13 protein-coding genes and 1 tRNA gene are annotated in these 19,517 nt (G+C 40.8%); 9 read left to right on the top strand and 5 right to left on the bottom strand.

Translation table 11 applies throughout. From position 1 onward, the window contains the following. The first annotated feature begins 67 nt into the window (after window positions 1-67). Window positions 68-952 carry a MerR family transcriptional regulator gene (locus M0R21_12040; protein MCK9618550.1) on the top strand — a complete coding sequence of 295 codons (885 nt, stop codon included), beginning with the start codon at window positions 68-70 and terminating at the stop codon, window positions 950-952. Between the two features lie 10 nt (window positions 953-962). Here the strand turns inward: M0R21_12040 and M0R21_12035 are convergent, their stop codons facing one another. From M0R21_12035 to M0R21_12025, 3 genes are read right to left on the bottom strand one after another with little or no spacing between them, the layout of a single operon-like run. Continuing rightward, window positions 963-2,189 (bottom strand): alanine dehydrogenase, encoded by a 1,227-nt coding sequence (locus M0R21_12035; GenBank protein MCK9618549.1) that lies wholly within the window; start codon window positions 2,187-2,189, stop codon window positions 963-965. Between the two features lie 55 nt (window positions 2,190-2,244). After that, window positions 2,245-2,658 (bottom strand): tRNA (adenosine(37)-N6)-threonylcarbamoyltransferase complex ATPase subunit type 1 TsaE, encoded by a 414-nt coding sequence (tsaE, locus tag M0R21_12030; protein ID MCK9618548.1) that lies wholly within the window; start codon window positions 2,656-2,658, stop codon window positions 2,245-2,247. A 48-nt stretch (window positions 2,659-2,706) separates the two neighbouring features. Next, window positions 2,707-4,260 (bottom strand): PglZ domain-containing protein, encoded by a 1,554-nt coding sequence (locus tag M0R21_12025; protein MCK9618547.1) that lies wholly within the window; start codon window positions 4,258-4,260, stop codon window positions 2,707-2,709. Between the two features lie 170 nt (window positions 4,261-4,430). On the opposite strand from M0R21_12025, the gene M0R21_12020 reads away from it, so the two are divergent. The 5 genes from M0R21_12020 (at window position 4,431) to M0R21_12000 (ending at window position 9,810) form a co-directional block, all read left to right on the top strand. Continuing rightward, window positions 4,431-5,648, top strand: coding sequence for an HD domain-containing protein (locus tag M0R21_12020; GenBank protein MCK9618546.1), 1,218 nt, complete (start codon window positions 4,431-4,433; stop codon window positions 5,646-5,648). Window positions 5,649-5,741: 93 nt separating this feature from the next. After that, window positions 5,742-6,782: a UDP-3-O-(3-hydroxymyristoyl)glucosamine N-acyltransferase gene (gene lpxD / locus M0R21_12015; protein ID MCK9618545.1), complete on the top strand. Its 1,041-nt coding sequence runs from the start codon at window positions 5,742-5,744 to the stop codon at window positions 6,780-6,782. A 69-nt stretch (window positions 6,783-6,851) separates the two neighbouring features. Then, a complete protein-coding gene (locus M0R21_12010) occupies window positions 6,852-8,246 on the top strand; it encodes a bifunctional UDP-3-O-[3-hydroxymyristoyl] N-acetylglucosamine deacetylase/3-hydroxyacyl-ACP dehydratase (protein MCK9618544.1) in 1,395 nt (464 codons plus the stop codon). A gap of 11 nt (window positions 8,247-8,257) precedes the next feature. Next, complete coding sequence (lpxA, locus tag M0R21_12005; protein ID MCK9618543.1) at window positions 8,258-9,049, top strand: acyl-ACP--UDP-N-acetylglucosamine O-acyltransferase; 792 nt, start codon at window positions 8,258-8,260, stop codon at window positions 9,047-9,049. Between the two features lie 137 nt (window positions 9,050-9,186). Continuing rightward, window positions 9,187-9,810, top strand: a complete 624-nt coding sequence (locus tag M0R21_12000; GenBank protein ID MCK9618542.1) for an ABC transporter ATP-binding protein — start codon at window positions 9,187-9,189, stop codon at window positions 9,808-9,810. A gap of 43 nt (window positions 9,811-9,853) precedes the next feature. Here M0R21_12000 and M0R21_11995 read toward each other — a convergent pair whose 3' ends face one another. Next, window positions 9,854-11,563 carry a VCBS repeat-containing protein gene (locus tag M0R21_11995; protein ID MCK9618541.1) on the bottom strand — a complete coding sequence of 570 codons (1,710 nt, stop codon included), beginning with the start codon at window positions 11,561-11,563 and terminating at the stop codon, window positions 9,854-9,856. A gap of 165 nt (window positions 11,564-11,728) precedes the next feature. Between M0R21_11995 and M0R21_11990 the strand changes: the two genes are divergently transcribed. Together M0R21_11990 and M0R21_11985 are read left to right on the top strand one after the other, a co-directional pair. Beyond that, window positions 11,729-11,802: transfer RNA gene (locus tag M0R21_11990), tRNA-Arg, on the top strand. 108 nt (window positions 11,803-11,910) lie between these two features. Beyond that, window positions 11,911-12,336, top strand: coding sequence for a DUF5655 domain-containing protein (locus tag M0R21_11985; protein MCK9618540.1), 426 nt, complete (start codon window positions 11,911-11,913; stop codon window positions 12,334-12,336). Here M0R21_11985 and M0R21_11980 read toward each other — a convergent pair. After that, window positions 12,320-12,700: a prolyl-tRNA synthetase associated domain-containing protein gene (locus M0R21_11980; protein ID MCK9618539.1), complete on the bottom strand. Its 381-nt coding sequence runs from the start codon at window positions 12,698-12,700 to the stop codon at window positions 12,320-12,322. The two genes, M0R21_11985 and M0R21_11980, sit on opposite strands and share 17 nt — an antisense overlap. 258 nt (window positions 12,701-12,958) lie before the next feature. Between M0R21_11980 and M0R21_11975 the strand changes: the two genes are divergently transcribed. Then, the gene (locus M0R21_11975) at window positions 12,959-18,964 is read left to right on the top strand and encodes a gliding motility-associated C-terminal domain-containing protein (GenBank protein MCK9618538.1); all 6,006 of its coding nucleotides are present in this window, start codon (window positions 12,959-12,961) and stop codon (window positions 18,962-18,964) included. The last annotated feature ends 553 nt before the right edge of the window (window positions 18,965-19,517 follow it).

Genomic DNA, 19,517 nt, shown 5'->3' with positions numbered 1-19,517 from the left:
CTGTTTATGATTACATTGAACTTTTTTGTTAAATGTTTGTTTTCTGTTTTTGTACAAAATTATGTCTATGTCTGCAAGTAATTATTCAATCAACGATCTGGAAAGATTAACCGGAATAAAAGCACATACTATTCGTATGTGGGAAAAGAGATACCAGGTGGTGAAGCCCATGCGAACTTCGGGGAATATCCGGTATTACAGTGACACTCAACTCCGGCGTTTGCTGAATATTTCCTTGCTGTTACGAAATGGGTTTAAAATTTCTAAAACTGCCCGGCTTAGTGATGAAGTATTGAATGAAAAAGTATTGAGCATTTCATTCGATGCAAGTAACAGCGACAGCCAGATTGAGAATCTCATCATTGCTATGATGGAACTTGATGAAAAAAAATTTGAAAAAACCATTGCCAACGCATCCATCAGCCTCGGGTTTGAAAACACCATTCTGAATATCATCTATCCGTTTTTTGATAAGGTAGGTGTGCTATGGCAGGTGGGTAATATCAATCCTGCACAGGAGCATTTTATATCAAACCTTCTCCGCCAAAAACTTATTGTGGCTATTGACGGGCAAATTTCGCCAATTACTGCTCAATCCAAACGTTTTTTGCTGTTTCTTCCCGAAGGTGAATGGCACGAATTGGGCTTACTCTTTTATGCATATATCATCCGGAAAAACGGGCACAAGCTTATTTATCTTGGGCAGTCGGTTCCCTTTAATAACCTCTTGGAGATAGGAAAAGTGAAACCTCCCGATGTTTTGGTAACTTCTTTAAGTGCACCAAAAACCGAAAAAGAAATTGCAGCGTATTTTCAACAGTTGCACGATGCATTTCCGAAAGTACCCATATTTGTCAGTGGATTACAAATGGCGGATTACAATCTGCCATTGCCTGAAAATGTTAGTGTAATGAAAACTCTTCAGGACTTTAAATTCTTTCTGAACCAATAGCAATACGGTTTTATCCCCACGAAGTCATCAGAAGATCAACATCCTGTGATGGGATGTTGAATTCTTTCCCAATTACCTGATTGGTAAGTATAGAATTATAAATATACACCCCCATTCGTAACCCGGCTTCATTTTTCAATAAGTTTTCCATTCCGCCTTCATCACCGGCACGTAACAGAACCGGGGAAAAGAAATTGCTCAGAGCAAGCGAAGCCGTATGCGGTACCTGCGATGCAATGTTGGGAACGCAATAATGGGTAACTCCGTACTTTTTAAATGCAGGGTTTGTATGATTGGTAATGTATGAAGTTTCAATACAACCTCCCTGATCAATGCTGATGTCCATGATTACCGAACCTTCTTTCATGTTTTTCACCATGCTGTCAGTAACTATCAATGGCGAACGTCCGTTTGCTGAACGGAATGCTGCAATCACCACATCGGCGGTTTTCAACGAATCGGCAAGAAGACGGGAGTTGATAATGGAAGTAAATACCCTGCTATTCAGGTTATTTTGTATTCTACGGAGTTTGTATATCGAATTATCGAATACTTTTATCAAGGCACCCATCCCTATGGCGGCGCGGGCAGCAAATTCGCCTACGGTGCCAGCTCCAATGATGACTACTTCGGTGGGTGTTATTCCCGAAAAGCCGCCGAACATGATGCCTTTTCCGTACTCGGGATCGCTTAAATATTTTGCTGCAAGAAATATACAGGTATTTCCTACGATTTCGCTCATGGCACGGATAACGGGCAGGGTACGGGTTTTATCCCGTATAAACTCGAAAGCGATAGCCGTTACTTTTTTAGCCATCAGTTGCCGGAAATATATCTCATTTTGTGCTGAAATCTGCAACGAAGAAATCAGAATTTGCCGGGGTTTCAGATATTCCATTTCTTGTGCCGAAACAGGAGCAATTTTTAAAACGATGTCTGCCTGAAAAACTTCTCTGGCTGAATGTACTATGGTCGCACCTTGTTCAAGGTATTCATTATCGGTGAAACAAGCCATCCTGCCTGCATCGGATTGTACAAATACGGTATGTCCGTTTTGCACAAGCAAACCCACTGCTTCCGGGATTAGTCCCACACGGTTTTCATGTATGGAGGTCTCACTGGGAATTCCAATGGAAAGCCTGCATTGCTGTTTTGCAACTTCCAGCATTTCTGTCTGGTGCATCAACGATTCGGAAATGGAGAATTTCAGTGGGGTAGGGGAACCTTCTTCCATCATGGCAACGGTGTTTTTATTCGGGTTAGCAGCGTCTAAAATTACAAATTTTTATTATTTAAAAAATGATTAGCCTGTTTTTGTGGATTTCATCAACCTTGATTTCAACTTTTACGATATTTGCCGGCAACAGGGAGTGAATTTTTTCCGGCCATTCGATAAAACAATATGCTCCGCTGTACAGATATTCCTCTACACCCATATCAACAGCTTCTTCCTGTTTTTTCAATCTGTAAAAATCAAAATGAAACAGGCTTGTCCCTTCACTTGTAAAATATTCATTGATAATGGAAAATGTTGGGCTGTTTACCACTTCGTCCGAGCCCAGCAGGTGGCAAATGATTTTGATAAAGGTCGTTTTTCCGGCTCCCATTTCACCCTGAAAAGCAAAAACTCTGTTTTGCGGAAATGTTTCCAATAAAACATGTGCTGCCGGTAGCAGGTCATCAGGAGTTTTGCAGATAATTTTCATTGTAATGTGTTGTACAATTTATAGGCAAATAAACTATTTGTTTTGTATTTATTTGGGTTTTAGCGTAATAAATGGGATCAACATTTCTTCGATGGAAATTCCTCCATGCTGAAAAGTGTTGCGGTAATAATTCACAAAGTAATTGTAATTATTGGGATAGGCAAAATAGTCGTTGCGACGGCAAAATGCATAAGCCGAACTCACATTGGTTTTCGGAAGATAAGCCTGGTAAGGATCCCTCACTTCAAACACTTCTCTGGGATTATAATTCAGGCTGCGTCCGGTTTTGTAGCGGAGATTGGTATTGGTGTTTTTATCTCCGATGATTTTTACAGGGTTGTTTACCCGTACTGACCCATGATCGGTGGTAATCACCACATTAATCTTTTTTTCTGCCAGGTAGCGCAGAATTTCGAAAAGTGGGGAGTGGTTAAACCAGGAAAGGGTGAGCGAACGATAAGCCGGTTCGTCGTCGGCAAGCTCACGAATCACTTCCATCTCGGTGCGGGCATGCGAAAGCATGTCCACAAAATTGTAAACTATCACATTGAATTTGTTTACCAATAGATTAGATAGCGATTCTACCAGCTTTCTGCCAGAGTTCAGATTTAATATTTTTGTATAGGAATATTTGATGTCTTTCCCGAACCGTTTCAGCAATTCCGATAACAGTTCGCTTTCGTATTGATTTTTGGTGCCTTCTTCACCTTCTTCCATCCAGTATTGGGGATACTTTTTTTCAATCTCTGCGGGCAGTAATCCGGCAAACATGGCATTGCGGGCATATTGAGTAACAGTAGGAAGGATACTGTAATATATTTCATCGTTTTCTACCCGGTAATATTCTTCGAGGATAGGTTGCAAAACTTTCCACTGGTCGTAGCGCAGGTTGTCAATCACGATCATAAACAGCGCAGTATTGCTGTTAAGTAGTGGGAATACTTTTTCGCGGATTAAGGTGTGTGAAAGCACGGGACGGTCGGCGGAAGTTCCCTTTAGCCATTGGAGGTAGTTGTTTTCAATAAATTTAGAAAAAACCTGGTTGGCTTCGTTTTTCTGTAATTTCAATACTTCGCTTATGCTGTCGTCCTGCGATTGTTGTAATTTCAACTCCCACATTGTGAGTTTTTTATAAACATCAACCCATTCTCTATGCGTGAGCTTATTGGTGATTTCCATGCCAATGTTCCGGAATTCCTGCTGGTAAGCTATGGTGGTTTTTTCGCTAATAATTTTTTTATTTTCCAGATTTTTTTTCAAACATAATATTATCTGGTTGGGATTCACTGGTTTGATCAGATAGTCGGCTATGTTTGACCCTATAGCATCTTCCATAATACTTTCTTCTTCGCTTTTTGTAATCATCACTACCGGGAGATGCGGAGAATTTGCCTTGATAAGTGCCAGGGTTTCAATACCCGACAAGCCGGGCATATTTTCGTCTAAAAAAACAATATCGAAAGGCTGTGTCTTCAGAATTTCTAGAACGTCGTTCCCATTGTTCGATGTAAATACCTCGTATCCTTTTTGTTGTAAAAAGATAATGTGTGGCTTTAGCAAGTCTATTTCATCGTCAACCCAAAGGATGTTTACTTTTTCCATAATTTAACTGTATTTTTACATCATTAATGAAAATTCCTTCGGTTTATTGTTCAACGGGGCGTACTTTATACTTTTTTAACTTTGCACAATCTGTAAAAAACCAAAACAGGAATCAGAATACAAAAATAACAATACAGGTGAACCAAAGTTTTATCAATAAGCGAAAAATAATGAACGACCCCATTTACGGGTTTGTTACAATTCCTAATGAGTTGGTATTTGATGTAATAGAACATCCATGGTTTCAACGGCTCAGGAGGATACAACAGTTGGGAATGACAAGTCTTGTGTATCCGGGGGCATTGCATACACGTTTTTCACATGCATTGGGGGCTATGCACCTTATGGGCATGGCTGTGGAGACATTACGTTTAAAAGGGTTTAACCTGTCGCCGCAGGAGGCGGAAGCTGCTATCCTCGCTATATTGCTACACGACATAGGGCACGGACCTTACAGCCATGCAACGGAAAATTGCCTGGTATTTGATGTTACGCACGAAGACCTTTCGGAGATGTATATACAACGGTTGAATGTAATATTCTCAGGGGCGCTTTCGCAGGCTTTGTCTGTTTTTAACAATACTTTCCATAAAAAGATTCTGCACCAATTGGTTTCAGGACAATTAGACATGGATCGCCTTGATTACCTGAAACGCGACAGTTTTTTTACGGGGGTCTCGGAAGGAGTTATCAATACCGACCGTATCATCGCGATGCTTACCGTGAATAACGACAGGTTAATGGTAGAAGCCAAAGGCATTTATTCCATCGAAAAATTTATCATGGCAAGGCGGCTGATGTATTGGCAGGTATATTTGCACAAGACGGTACTCAGTGCCGAAAATATGCTCATTCATATCCTTCACCGGGCAAGACAACTTTGCGAAAGCGGTGAAAAACTCAATGTTTCCCCAGCTTTAGCGACATTTCTCTGCCGGAGAATCACGAAACCGGATTTTATTTCCAACCCCGACATGCTTGGTATTTTTGCCCAACTCGACGACAGCGATATCCTTTCTGCCATAAAAGGGTGGATTCTCCATTCCGACCCTGTTTTATCCTTGCTTAGTAGCCATCTTATCCACCGGAATCTCTTTGCTATCGAGTTGCAAAACCGTCCTTTCGACAAAGATTATATTGAAAAAATCGGAAAGAAGATATGCAGTGTAATGGATGTAAATATTGCGGATTCAGACTATTTTGTTTATTCGGGAAGTGTAACCAATAATGCATATAATCCGATGAAAGACACTATTCTTTTACTGTATCGTAATGGTGAAGTGAAAGACATAGCCCAGGCAACTGACCAACTCAATATTTCGGCACTTCAACCTTCCGATACCAAGTATTTTCTTTGTTATCCTAAAGAAATCAGGGAATTATTGTGATTTACCTGTAAAAAATGTTATCAGAATTTTTGGAAAAGTTCATTATAGAACATTAATATTTTTGTATCTTGCACCGCTTTTTAAAATACATACATGAGATTTACTGCCAAAGAAATAGCTACACTTTTAAACGGGAAGATTGAAGGCAATGCCGAAATTTCGGTAAGCAAGCTTGCTAAAATAGAACAAGGAGAACCTATGTCGCTGAGCTTTTTAGCCAATGCAAAATATACTCCCTTTATTTACAATACACATTCTTCCATTGTAATTGTAGATGGTAATTTTAAGCCTGAGAAACCGGTGCCCTGCACTTTAATTTGGGTAGAAGATGCCTATGCAGCTTTTGCCCGCCTACTCGAGTTATACAACCAGATTCAACTGAACAAGTCCGGAATTTCAGAAAAAGCACATGTACCTGCTTCTACAAAACTGGGTAACAATGTGTATATTGGCGAATTCAGTGTGATAGGAAATAATGTGGAACTGGGTGAAAATGTAAAAATTTACCCTCTCTGTTATATTGGTGATAATGTTAAGATTGGTGATAATACAACCATTTTTGCCAGTGTAAAAATTTATTCCGACAATATAATTGGGAAGCATTGTACATTGCATTCCGGGGTAGTTATCGGTGCCGATGGTTTTGGCTTTGCACCCCAGGAAGGCAGCGACTATAAAAAAGTGCCACAGATAGGAAATGTTATTATAGAAAATAACGTGGAAATAGGTGCAAATACTACTATTGATCGTGCAACGCTGGGGTCAACCTTGATAAGAAACGGTGTGAAACTGGATAATCTTATTCAGGTTGCACATAATGTTGAGATTGGAGAAAATACAGTAATTGCCGCGCAAACAGGTATCTCCGGCTCTACGAAAATAGGGAGCAATTGTATGGTTGCCGGGCAAGTAGGTTTTGTCGGGCATATAACCATTGCCAATAATGTGAAAATTGGTGCCCAATCGGGTGTGCCGGGCAATGTAACAAAAGAAGGACAAATTGTGCTGGGCTCACCTGCCGATGATATAGGCAATGCCCGCAAATCCATAGTACTGTATCGTAATTTGCCAAAACTGGCGGAAAGAATACAAGCTCTTGAAAAGGAAATCAGGCAACTGAAAGAAAAAAAATAAAAATAGCCAGATAAAAGAAAATCTTACTGCCCAATATTTTTTATATTTTTGCGATCAGAATTTAATGCAATGAACCCTAAACAACGAACCATTAAAAATCCAGTATCGGTAAAAGGTGCCGGATTGCATACAGGGAAAGAAGTAACACTTACATTTGTTCCTGCCCACGAAAATCATGGCTACAAATTTAAACGGATTGACCTTGAAGGTGAGCCTATTATAGAAGCTCTTGCCGAATACGTGGTTGATACATCCCGGGGAACTACTTTAAAGTTTAATGATGTTCATGTAATGACCATTGAGCATGCGCTTGCTGCCCTGGTGGGATTAGGAATTGACAATGCCCTGATAGAACTCGATGGCGAAGAAACACCCATCCTCGACGGAAGTGCCCGCTTTTATATTGAAGCCCTCGAAAAAGCAGGTATTGTTGAACAAAATATCGAAAGAGAATATTTTGAAATAACATCCAACATCAGCTATTCCAATGTAGAAAAAAAAGTGGAGATGCTAGCCGTCCCCTGCGAAGATTACCGCCTTTCGGTGATGATTGACTATGCTTCCAGCGTATTAGGCACACAAAATGCTAGTTTGAACAGTATTATTGATTTTTCAACACAGATTGCCCCTTGCCGTACCTTTGTATTCTTACACGAACTGGAATATCTTATTCAGAATAATCTTATCAAAGGTGGAGATTTGAACAATGCCATTGTTTTTGTAAACCGTATAATCAGTCAGAAAGAACTCGACCGGCTGGCTACTTTCTTCAATAAACCCCGCGTGGAAGTACTGAAAGAAGGCATACTCAACAATATCGAACTGCGGTTCAACAACGAACCTGCCCGCCATAAATTACTTGACGTGATAGGCGATCTTGCCCTGGTAGGCATGCCAATGAAAGGACATATTTACGCAACCCGTCCCGGACATAGTACCAACGTTGAATTTGCTAAAATTATCCGTCAGCACCTTCGTGAAGATTTGAAAACACCCAAGGTACCCCGTTTCGACCTTAATAAGCCTCCTCTGTTCGACATTAATGGCATAAAAAAGTTATTACCTCATCGTCCTCCGTTTCTTTTTATTGATAAAATAATGGAAATGAGCGATAGTCATGTTATTGGGGTGAAAAACGTTACAATGAACGAAAGTTTTTTTGTAGGACATTTTCCTGACGAACCTGTTATGCCCGGCGTACTTCAGATAGAGGCTATGGCGCAAACCGGAGGAATCTTGGTGCTTAATACTGTTCCTGATCCTGAAAACTATATCACACTTTTTATGAAAATCAGTGATGTGCGTTTTCGTCATAAAGTAGTGCCCGGCGATACCGTGGTTTTCGACATGCACCTTGTAACCCCTATACGAAGAGGAATATGCCATATGAAAGGCACAGCCTATGTAGGCAATAAAATAGTAATGGAAGCAGAAATGCTTGCCCAGATTGCAAGAAAAAAATAATATAACAATTTATGAATCAACCATTAGCCTACGTACATCCCCAGGCAAAGATTGCTAAAAATGTAGTAATCGAACCCTTTGTCAATATCGAACAAAATGTAGAAATTGCAGAAGGAAGCTGGATTGGCTCCAACGTAACCATTATGGAAGGCGCCCGTATCGGGAAAAATGTAAAAATTTATCCCGGTGCCGTAATCGCCGCTATTCCGCAAGACCTTAAATTTGATGGGGAAGAAACTATTGTTCGCATCGGAAATAATACCACCATCCGTGAATTCGTAACCATAAACCGGGCTACAAAAGCCAATTGGGAAACAGTAGTAGGAGATAACTGCTTAATAATGGCATATGTACATATTGCCCACGATTGTGTGATTGGCAATAACTGCATTCTCGCCAATGCAGTTACATTAGCCGGACATATCAATGTGGACGATTGGGCAATCATAGGGGGACTGTCGGCTATACACCAGTTTGTGAATATAGGAGCCCATTCAATGATATCCGGTGGTTCATTGGTTCGTAAGGATGTGCCTCCTTACACAAAAGCTGCCCGTGAACCTCTTTCTTACGCTGGCATTAATTCCATTGGCTTACGACGCAGAGGCTTTACCACTGAAAAAATTAACGAAATACAGGATTTGTACCGTTATATTTTTCTTAAAGGACTTAATGTTAGCCAGGCATGTGATACGATTGAACGCGAGATGCCGGCTACCTCCGAACGGGATGAAATTATTTCTTTTGTTGGTAATTCGAGCCGTGGCATAATGAAGGGCTACTCAAAAGGACGCGGAGAGTAAGTTAAGAACCGATGGACTTTAATGGGAAAATATAATGTGTTAATTAGCCAATCTCGCAAAGAAGACAAGCAGTGCTAATTTTAATGGTTTTTTTGCAACCTTAAATTGTAAACACAAATTGTAAACTTTACATTTTCATGCAAATCCAGCTCGAAAATATAGGCAAGCGATTCAACGACGACTGGATTTTTAGCAATATCAACCTTAGCCTTGAAAGCGGTCAGTCGTATGCCATTGTGGGAAGCAACGGTTCGGGAAAGTCCACACTGATGCAGGTAATAGCCGGTAAAATTCAGCAGAGCCAAGGTACCCTTCACTATTTTAAGGATGGGAAAGTCATTCCACCGGATAAAATATTCCGTTTTTTGTCATTGGCAGCTCCTTACCAGGAACTCATCGAAGAATTTACCCTTTCGCAGCACCTCGACTTTCACCGCAGGTTCAAATCCATTAGGGATAATAAAAGTAATAAACAGATACAAAGTTTACTGGGTGCTAAATTTACTTTAAACAAACCAGTACGAAACTACTCTTCGGGAATGAAACAACGCCTTAAACTTGCCCTTGCTATTTTGAGTGAAACATCCTTGCTGCTGTTGGACGAACCTGTTACTAATTTAGATGATGAAGGAATTGCTTGGTATCAGCAACTGCTCCAAGAAAACGACTGGCAACGTTTAACGGTTATTTGTTCAAACCGGCATGATGAGGAATACCGTATCTGTAAACATTTTATTGAGGTGGAAGATTATAAAAGATAACCAACAGAAAATCATACGTGATTTTTCTGATTTAAAAGGATTTTTATTGTGTCGGAAGGGATATTTTGTCAATTTCCTTGTTCATATACTCGTTTGACCATGGTATATCCCAATTGGCTCTGTCTTCTTCAAGTTTAACAATTGAACCCGGATACCACTTGATTTTTTCGATATCTTTTGCCGTGAACACAATGTCGTGCAATGTAAATCCATTTTCTAAATAATCGTTAATCAGGAAGTCCCTGAGTTTGTTGGCTTCCTTTTCGGTTGTAAACCCTACCGAGCGATACCCCTGATCAATGGCACTCCAGTTCTTCAAATCTATCAAAATCATGCCATTGTAGGTTTCGTGCAAACTGTACGAATCGGGTTTAACAAAAAAAACATTGCTTACAAAGGCATTAAGCTTATTGTTGTAAGTGGTATCAAATTTAAACACCGAATCGGGGAAACAATAGCAGGTAGCCCAAACCACAAACCAGGCTGGTTTCTTTTTTTCGGGTACCTCGTAGTTGGAAATCCAGAAATTTTGGGGTGTAACAATTTTTGTAACAGGAGCTTTTACTTCCGGACGACAACCGGAAGCCGGTTTTGAGCGGATTTGATTTTTATAAATTTTAGTAACAGGGTTATAATATTTATCCAAGCCTGCCAGCAAAATGTCGAGGTCGGTGTCATTGTCGTAGTTGCCCCAGCGTGCATCGCTAAGGTAAACTCCGTGCAGTTTCGATTTGCTGATGTAAAATCCTTTGTTTCCGTTGTTTATATATACTGCGCTGATAATGTTGTTATTCCCGGCATCACCGGTAATAAGCAGGTCGGCATCGCCATCCATATCACAGTCGCCCCAGCAGATTGATCCTGAGCGAACAGGAGGCAAAACGGATTTTGTATCGGTGAATTTATTGTTGCCTGTATTTTTATATACTTTGGTAACAAGAGTTCTTGAAGCCGTTTGTCCGCAAAGTGCAATGTCAGGGTTACCATCGCGATCATAATCACCCCAGTCGCACGCTGCCTGGAATACAGGCGTAAGATTGGCATTGATGTCGGTGAAACGGAAAGTGCCATCGTTTCGGAAAACTTTGGAAATTACGGCATTTTTATTGGTTTTTCCGCAGCAGAGCAGGTCCATATCTCCGTCGCGGTCGTAATCGGCAACGGCAATTTTTCCATAAAAAACGGGCAATAAAGTGGTATAAACTTCAGTAAAACAATTTTTTCCCTCGTTTCGATACACTTTAATTGTGGGAATGCCCTTTACATTTAATCCGGAGAGGATGATGTCGAGCCAGCCATCGTTGTTTATGTCAACCCAAAGTGCAGAACCGTCGGCTATACCTTCGAGAGGGATTTTTGTATCGTAAAATCTGCCTGAACGATGGTTGGCATAAATTTTAGCATACACTTTGCCACCAGTGGTTTCGCCAGTGAGCAGCAGGTCCATATCTCCGTCGTTATCGTAATCGCCCCAGTCGGAAGCACCGCGTGTTACAGGCATCAAGTTGATTTTCAATGAAACAAAGTGATCGTTGCGTTTGTTTTCGTAAATACGGGTTACTATATTTTTTGTTTTTCCATTATAATTTTCACCGGTAACCAATGCGTCCAGATCGCCATCCAAATCGAAGTCAGCCCAGTTAACTGCTGAATTAAAAGTAGGGGTAAGCGGGGCTTTAATATCAATAAAAGACTGAGATTTAGCGATGTTGATAAGAAAAAATACATTCAGTAGCAGTAAACTTTTTTTCATCTCTCTGATTTTTATCGCCATAACCTGCAGAATACGAAATTCTTTAACAAAAGTAACCTTAATGCAGAGGTATTGGCAGGGCTTATATAGAAATTTAAAAACAAGTGATTGTTAATAACTCTTGGGAGAAATGAAAAAAATAATAATTTTGCAACTTCAAAATGAGGCCTCGTAGCTCAGCTGGATAGAGCAGCAGCCTTCTAAGCTGCGGGTCGCAGGTTCGAATCCCGCCGGGGTCACAGATGTAAGGAGTTATGAGAGTAACTCCTTGTTTTTTTGCTATGCGGCATGATCATAAACTAAGCGCATTCATTCTGCCGGGTTACTTCTTTTTTTATCTTTGCATCATGTGGACCTGCCCTAAATGTAACCGGAGTTTTCGTAAAATCAATCAGGGGCATAGCTGTGTAGTTATTGATATTGCATCCCATTTTATTGGTAAAAAACCTGAGTTATTTTTGGTTTACGAAAAAATTTATAACGAATTTGAAAACCTGGAAAATGTCAGCGTAAGTGCTGCAAGGGGTGCCATACTGTTCAATGCAAACGGAACTTTCCTTGCATTGAAGATTCGTTTTAACTGGGTTGATGTCGAATTTTTCCTTTCCGAAGAACATACCGAATTTCCGGTAAGAAAAACCATAAGGTTGTCAAAAACAAGGTTTGTTCATTTTGTAAGGCTTGAAAATACCGGTGAAGTAGATAAGCAGTTGATTGATTGGTTTAAAATTTCCCTCGAACTGGTGAACAAAAAAATTAATCGTATAATTTAACAAACTCATAACTGTTTCCCATCCAATCCATGAATCGGATAAAGTCGCTGAAAGTTATAACTATAGATGCCGTATTGATGCAGGGATGAAAGCTGATTTTTTGTACTTTTTGCAGGTTTTCGTCCAGAAAAACATGAACATGATGGTTTTTATCGTTAATCAAACCAAAAGGAGTTACCGAACCAGGCGTTAAACCAAGGTTTTCCATCAATCTTTTTTCGGAAGCAAAAGTGAGTTTTCCCTGTTTTAACCGTTGCTCCAGATCGTGGATGGCGATGGTATGGGTGTATTCAAAATCAACAAGGTAATGACGATTTCCCTTATGATTGCGTAAAAACAGGTTTTTGCAATGGGTAGCCTCAATATTTTTCCAGTACTTTGCGGCTTCTTTTACGGTAGGAACTGGAGGATGTTCGTAATAATCGTAAGAGATGTTGAGTTCGTTTAATATGGTATAATTTCGGATCGCCTCGCATTTTTAAGTTTCTGGTTTCAAGATTGAAGTTATAATGGATGACAAAAGTAATGAATTGATAAATTCTTAAAATTTAATCCATGAAATTATAGTATTTTTGTAAATTAAAAGAAGATTATATTTTTAAGCTAAATTAAGAGTGTGTATATGAGGAAAATAATTCCTTTTGCCTTTTTTATATTATTATTTTTTAGCATTATACCGGCTTTTCCCCAGGAAGCACAGTTGGAAACCGATGAAGGATTAGGAAAATATGATTATATCGAAAAAGACGATTCCACATGGGTACACTGGGCTACTACCTTGAATTCGTGGACAAGTGCAAATGTAAAAGTTAAAGTTAATAATCAAACAGTAGATTATCCATCCTATTGGATGCACGATGGCACTTCTCCATGGATAAAGCATTTAAGCAGCATTCAGGAGGTAAGTAATAAACATTTTAATGCTACGGATTGGATTGCGGGGGCAAAGGTGAGCCTGACGCTTCAGTTGAACGGAGTTGATAAAGCTAATTACAACAATGAAATGGCTTTGGTGGATGTAGCCACGCAAAGTGTGGTCAACAATAAATTACAAAATGCAACTAATCAACTTGTTTTGCAATTTTCTGTTGATATAGGGTCGTTAAGCGGAATTACCTTAAAAGGTCTTTGGGTTAAAAATTTTGGTAGCCTTTCGGAGGCTACCGATATTAATAAAGTGAAAATTTACTATGAGGATGGAACTACTTTTTCGTATGATGGAAATGAAGCCGGAGGGGACGAGCTATACGGAACATGGACACCCTCAACTGCAACTGACAATATCTGGGGAAAAGACGAAGACCCCGGCGGAGCCTACAACGGATTGAATATTGCTATAAACCCCGGAGTGAAAAAATTGTTTTATGTTGTGATTGAAAGTTTCAAAGCAGGTGTAACTTACGGACGTACTGCCCAGTTTGGCATAAATACCGATGGAATGCAGTTTAACCAGCAGGGTGCTGACAAAAAATTGCTTGTCAGGATAGATGCTCATAAAAATGCCAGTGTGCTTCCGTTGGTAAGCTGCTCTGACGTTATTCATTACTGGAGCTTTAATGCCTCTACTGGTTATATCAACCCTGATATTAGTTTAACTACCCCAGCAGCAACAATTACCAATGATTTTATACCCTCATCTCTTAACAATGCATATACAGGCACTTTGCTAAATGCCACAACTGGCACACCTGCCGGACAGGGCTTAACTGTACTGGTAAATACAGCATTGCAAAATAATAATAAACATCTGTTTCTGAATATACCCACAACAGGTTATAAAAATGTTATTGTAAGTTATGCTTTAAGAAAATCAGGAAATGCTCCAAGTGCAGGAACGGGGTTCCAAAGTCATGATATTCATTATACAACTGATGGTACCACATGGATTCCTTTTATAACTTATACTATAGATCCACAGCCAATAGAAGTTTTTGGATTAAAAACACTTGATTTTTCAGGCGTTGCAGGGGTAGAGAATAATCCAAATTTCAAGGTACGATTTACAATGAAAGGAGGTTCAAATTCGAATGGCAATAACCGTTTTGATAATATTAAAATAAATGCTATAGATATTAACCTTCCTTCCATTGCCAACCAGCCGGTATCGCCGGGTGTTTGCGAAAATTCATCTGCAACATTCACTGTTGTAGCCAATGGTTCTTCACTCAACTATCAATGGTACTTATGTCAGCCCGGAGGGGTTTGGGGAACAATAAGCGGGGAAACATCTGCAAGTTATACAACTCCCGCTACCACTTTGGCAATGAATGGTAATATGTATTATTGCGAGGTCTGGAGCAGCGTAAATCCTGGTTGTAACAGAATAATATCGAATGTGGCAACACTTACGGTGAATGAACTTCCGGAGGTTTCCATTTCAGGCACTTACGGTCCTTATTGTACTTTCAATCCTGCTGTAACCCTAACCGGCACACCTGCCGGAGGAACTTTCAGCGGTCCGGGCGTTACCGGAAACCAGTTTAACCCTGCAACGGCGGGAGCCGGAAGTCATGCCATTGTTTATTCTTTTACCGACGGGCACAGTTGTAGCAATACCGATGATATTACGATAGTTGTAAACCCCGATTTACCAGTAAGTGTTACAATTTCAACTACCGACCCTACTACCATCTGCGAAGGTGGAACAGTAAATTTTACTGCAAATGTTACCAACCCCGGAAGTGCACCTGCTTACCAATGGAAACTCAATGGAAACCCGATTACCGGAGCCATATCGCAAAACTATGCCTATACCGGCACTGTTCCCGGAGGCAACATCAGTTGCACAGTAACTTCCAATGCTACCTGTGCCACCGGAAGTCCTGCTACATCGTCGGCGACTCAAGTAACCATTAACCCGAATTTACCAGTAAGTGTAACTATTTCAACAACCGATCCTACTACCATCTGCGAGGGTGGAACAGTAAATTTTACTGCAAATGTTACCAACCCCGGAAGTGCACCTGCTTACCAATGGAAACTCAACGGAAACCCGATTACCGGAGCCATATCGCAAAACTATGCTTATACCGGCATTGTTCCCGGGGGCAACATCAGTTGCACAGTAACTTCCAATGCTACCTGTGCCACCGGAAGTTCGGCTACGTCGTCGGCGATACAAGTAACCGTAAATCCGAATTTACCAGTAAGTGTTACAATTTCAACTACCAGCCCTACTACCATTTGTGCCGGAACATCAGTTATTTTCACTGCAACGCCAACCAATGGCGGTGCAACGCCTTCCTACCAATGGAAAGTGAACACCTCGAATGCCGGTTCGAATAGTGCTACATTTGAATACATACCCGCAAATAATGATGTTGTAAGCTGTGTGCTTTCTTCAAGTGAAGCATGTACTTCGGGCAATCCTGCCACTTCCAATTCAATCACAATGACGGTTAACCCATTGTTAACCGTAAGCCTAAGCATCGAAGCCGACCCTGGTACATCCGTTTGTGCCGGAAATAGCGTTACTTTCACTGCTACCCCGGTTAATGGCGGCACAACGCCTGTTTACCAGTGGTATGTAAATGGAGGAACGGTAGGTGCAAATAATCCGGTTTACACTTACACACCCAACAATAATGACAATGTTTACTGCATGATAACTGCAGGCACTGAAGTTTGTACGACGCAACCATCAGTTACATCTAACACTATTTTGATGACCGTAAACGATCAGTTACCAATCATTGTTGATGTTACTGCCGACCCTGGGACATCTGTTTGCGAAGGTGAAGCCATATCTTTTCAGGCAACAGTTAATAATCCCGGCACTTCCGACGTTTTTCAATGGTATCTGAATTCATCAGCCGTAGGTGGCAACAGTTCATCCTATACTCTTTCAACTCCAGCCGACGGGGATGAAGTTTATTGCATTGTAACTTCCAGCCTTGCTTGTGCTACGGGCAGTCCTGCCCAGTCAGCAGTTCAAATAATTGAAATTCTTTCTGTATTAAACGTTGAAATAACTATTTCTGCCGACCCTTCGGGTACCGTTTGCGAAGGCGAACCGGTAACTTTTACTGCCGACGCCAATGCCGGTAGCAATCCTAATTACGACTGGCTTGTAAACGATGTAAGTACCGGGGTTACTACGGTTACGTTTACCCCTGTTCCCACTTTGAACAATAATGATAAAGTACAATGTAAGGTTACTTCAATATCAAGTTGTGCTATAAATAATCCGGCTACTTCTTTACCGATCATTATGTCGGTTTCAGCCCCTGAAATAGTTACAGTAACAATATCTTCGACTCAGGGAAACAATGTTTGTTCGGGTACAACGGTTGATTTTACTTCGGCTGTAGATCATGGAGGCACTTCGCCTGCATACACCTGGAAGGTAAACGGAATTTCGATGGTAACTACTCCGAATTATTCATACCAGCCAAACGACGGTGATATTGTAACCTGTGAGGTAGTTTCAAACGAAGCCTGTGTAAGCCCGGTTCCTCCAAATGCAGCGGTATCAAATTCCATCACAATGACGGTCGTTGCTACTTCGGTTGCCCAGATAAATATTACCTCCGATGCAGGAAACAGCGTTTGCGAAAATACACAGGTTAACTACACAGCAACTTATCAGAATGAAGGTACAAATCCCATTTTTCAATGGAAAGTAAATGGAAGTAACCAAGGAACAAACAGCAGTACTTTTTCATTTATTCCGGTTGATGGTGATAAAATTACCTGCGAATTAACATCTAACCAGGCTTGCGTTAGTAATCCCATTGTTACTTCGAATGAAATTATTATGACGGTAAGCAGCCAGATTACGGTAAGTGTTACTATTTCGCCTTCTGGTATCGCACAGGCATGCGAAGGCGAACCAATAACTTTTACTGCTTATCCTGTTGGCGGAGGCACCAATCCAGCCTATACATGGTATTTGAATGATAATCCTCAGATTGAAACCACTTCTTCGTTCACTTTGTTGAACCCTGCTGACGGCGACGAAGTTTACTGCAAGTTAACTTCGGATATTTTATGTGCAACCGGGAATCCTGCCCAGTCGCCGGTAACTATCGTAGAAATTGTAGCAAACCTTGTCCCCGCTGTTTCTATTGCCGACCCACCTATTATTTGCGAAGGGAATTCATTTACCGTTACGGCTATTCCTGTAAACGGTGGAACGCCTTCATATCAATGGTATTTGAATAATATTCCTGCTGGAACCAACAACGTTAATTTTGATTTTGTCCCTGCCGATGGCGACGAGGTTTATGTGGTGATGACTTCGAGTTTTAATTGTGCAACTCCCAATACTGCAACTTCAAACACCATAACTTTTGGTGTTTCAAACTCAATTCCTGTCTCCGTTACCATCTCTATTTCCGGAAATCCGGGCAATACTATTTGTGAGGGGACTACCGTAAGTTTTTTAGCCGATGGGCAAAACGGTGGGACTAATCCAACTTATGAGTGGTTTGTTAACGGAGTATCTCAGGGAGCGGCTTCCACCATTAACAGTTTTTCTTATAAACCGGTTAATAATGATATAGTAAGTTGCATTTTTAATTCCGATCTTACCAATTGTGTTACAGGAAACCCAGCTACATCCAATCTTCTTGCCATGCAGGTAGCTTCATTGGTGGATGTACAACTTTCCATCTCTTCTTCGGAAGGCAATAATATTTGCGAAGGAACAGAAGTAACCTTTACGGCTTCGCCGGTAAACGGTGGAAACAACCCTGTTTATCAGTGGACAGTAAACAATTCTCCTGTTGGAACAAACAGCAACGAATTTATTTATACTCCATCTGATAGCGATGAGGTGAATTGTTACATTGTACCCGATGTTGTTTGCCCTCCTTCAGGAACAATTTTTGCTACCCCTATTTCCTTTATTGTAAGCGAAGGTTTGGAGGTAAGCATAAGCATTACTGCCGACCTGAATACTGAAGTTTGCCAGGGCGATATTGTTGAGTTTACTGCCAATGCCAATAACGGGGGAAGCAATCCGTTGTTCGAATGGCAGGTAAACGGGAGTACAAAATCAAATAATGCCGTATTTTATTATGCTCCCTCCGACGGCGATCAGATTCAATGTCTTTATACTTCCGACCTTAATTGTGCAATAAATAACCCTGCCCATTCCAATTCTTTTTTGATGACAGTACATAATGCTCCTCAGATTGACCTAAGCAGTGAAGAATACCTTTGTGCAGGCACACCTGTTATACTCGACGCCGGAGCCGGGTTTTCCAATTACCTTTGGCAGGATGGCTCTGCCGGTCAAACTTTTACTGCTTCAGATAAAGGTATATACTGGGTACAGGTTACCGACGGTTTTGGATGTGTTGGAAACGATACGGTAGAGATGAAGTTATGTTTCTCCGATCTGAAACTGCCCAATGCATTTACTCCAAATGGCGACGGACTCAACGATAAATTTAATGGGTTGATAGACCCGGATGTGGTTACAAAATACCAGATCCGGATTTTTAACCGTTGGAATGAACTGCTGTTTGAAGGAACTGACCCACACAACGGCTGGGATGGAAGCAAAAATAGCAATCCATGCCCTGCAGGTGCTTATATATGGGAGGTAGCTTACGACACTCAAAATAACCAGGGGATTACAATTACCGAACATAAAAGAGGCACGGTAATGCTGATACGATAGCCAGGAGCGATAAGTTGGGAGTTTTCAAATGCATTTTAATAGAACATGAATAAACACGGATGCAATGGGTTTTCGTTGGTTTTTACATAGCTGTTTTTTTTTGATTATGTATTGAATGTAGCCCATTAAAAACCGAAGAACACTTTCTCTGGTAAAGGTAAAAAAGAGCTTCCTTGTGTTATACAATGGAAACTGCCACTCTTAACTCAGATATATAGTACGCAACTTCAGTTGTGCCGTCCGCAAGTCAATTCATGCCGGTATAAAGTTTACTTGGGGTGTACGCAGGTTTACTGGAATAGTACGCAGGTTAATTCGTGCCGGTATAAAGTTTACTTGGATAGTACGCAGGTTTACTTGGATAGTACGCAAGTCAATTCATGCCGGTATAAAGTTTACTTGGATAGTACGCAGCTTTACTTGGGCAATACGCAGCTTTACTTGGATAGTACGCTGGATATAATTCTCATAGCTCCCAACTCATACTTCTCGGGAGTGTACAACGAACTGTGTCAAGTAAACTTTTAGTACATTTGTTTGTCGGGATAAACGG

Source organism: Lentimicrobiaceae bacterium, from assembly GCA_023227965.1.
GTDB lineage: Bacteria > Bacteroidota > Bacteroidia > Bacteroidales > JALOCA01 > JALOCA01.
Note: the sequence above shows the minus strand (reverse complement) of the source record. Positions and strands in the feature narration are given on the sequence as shown.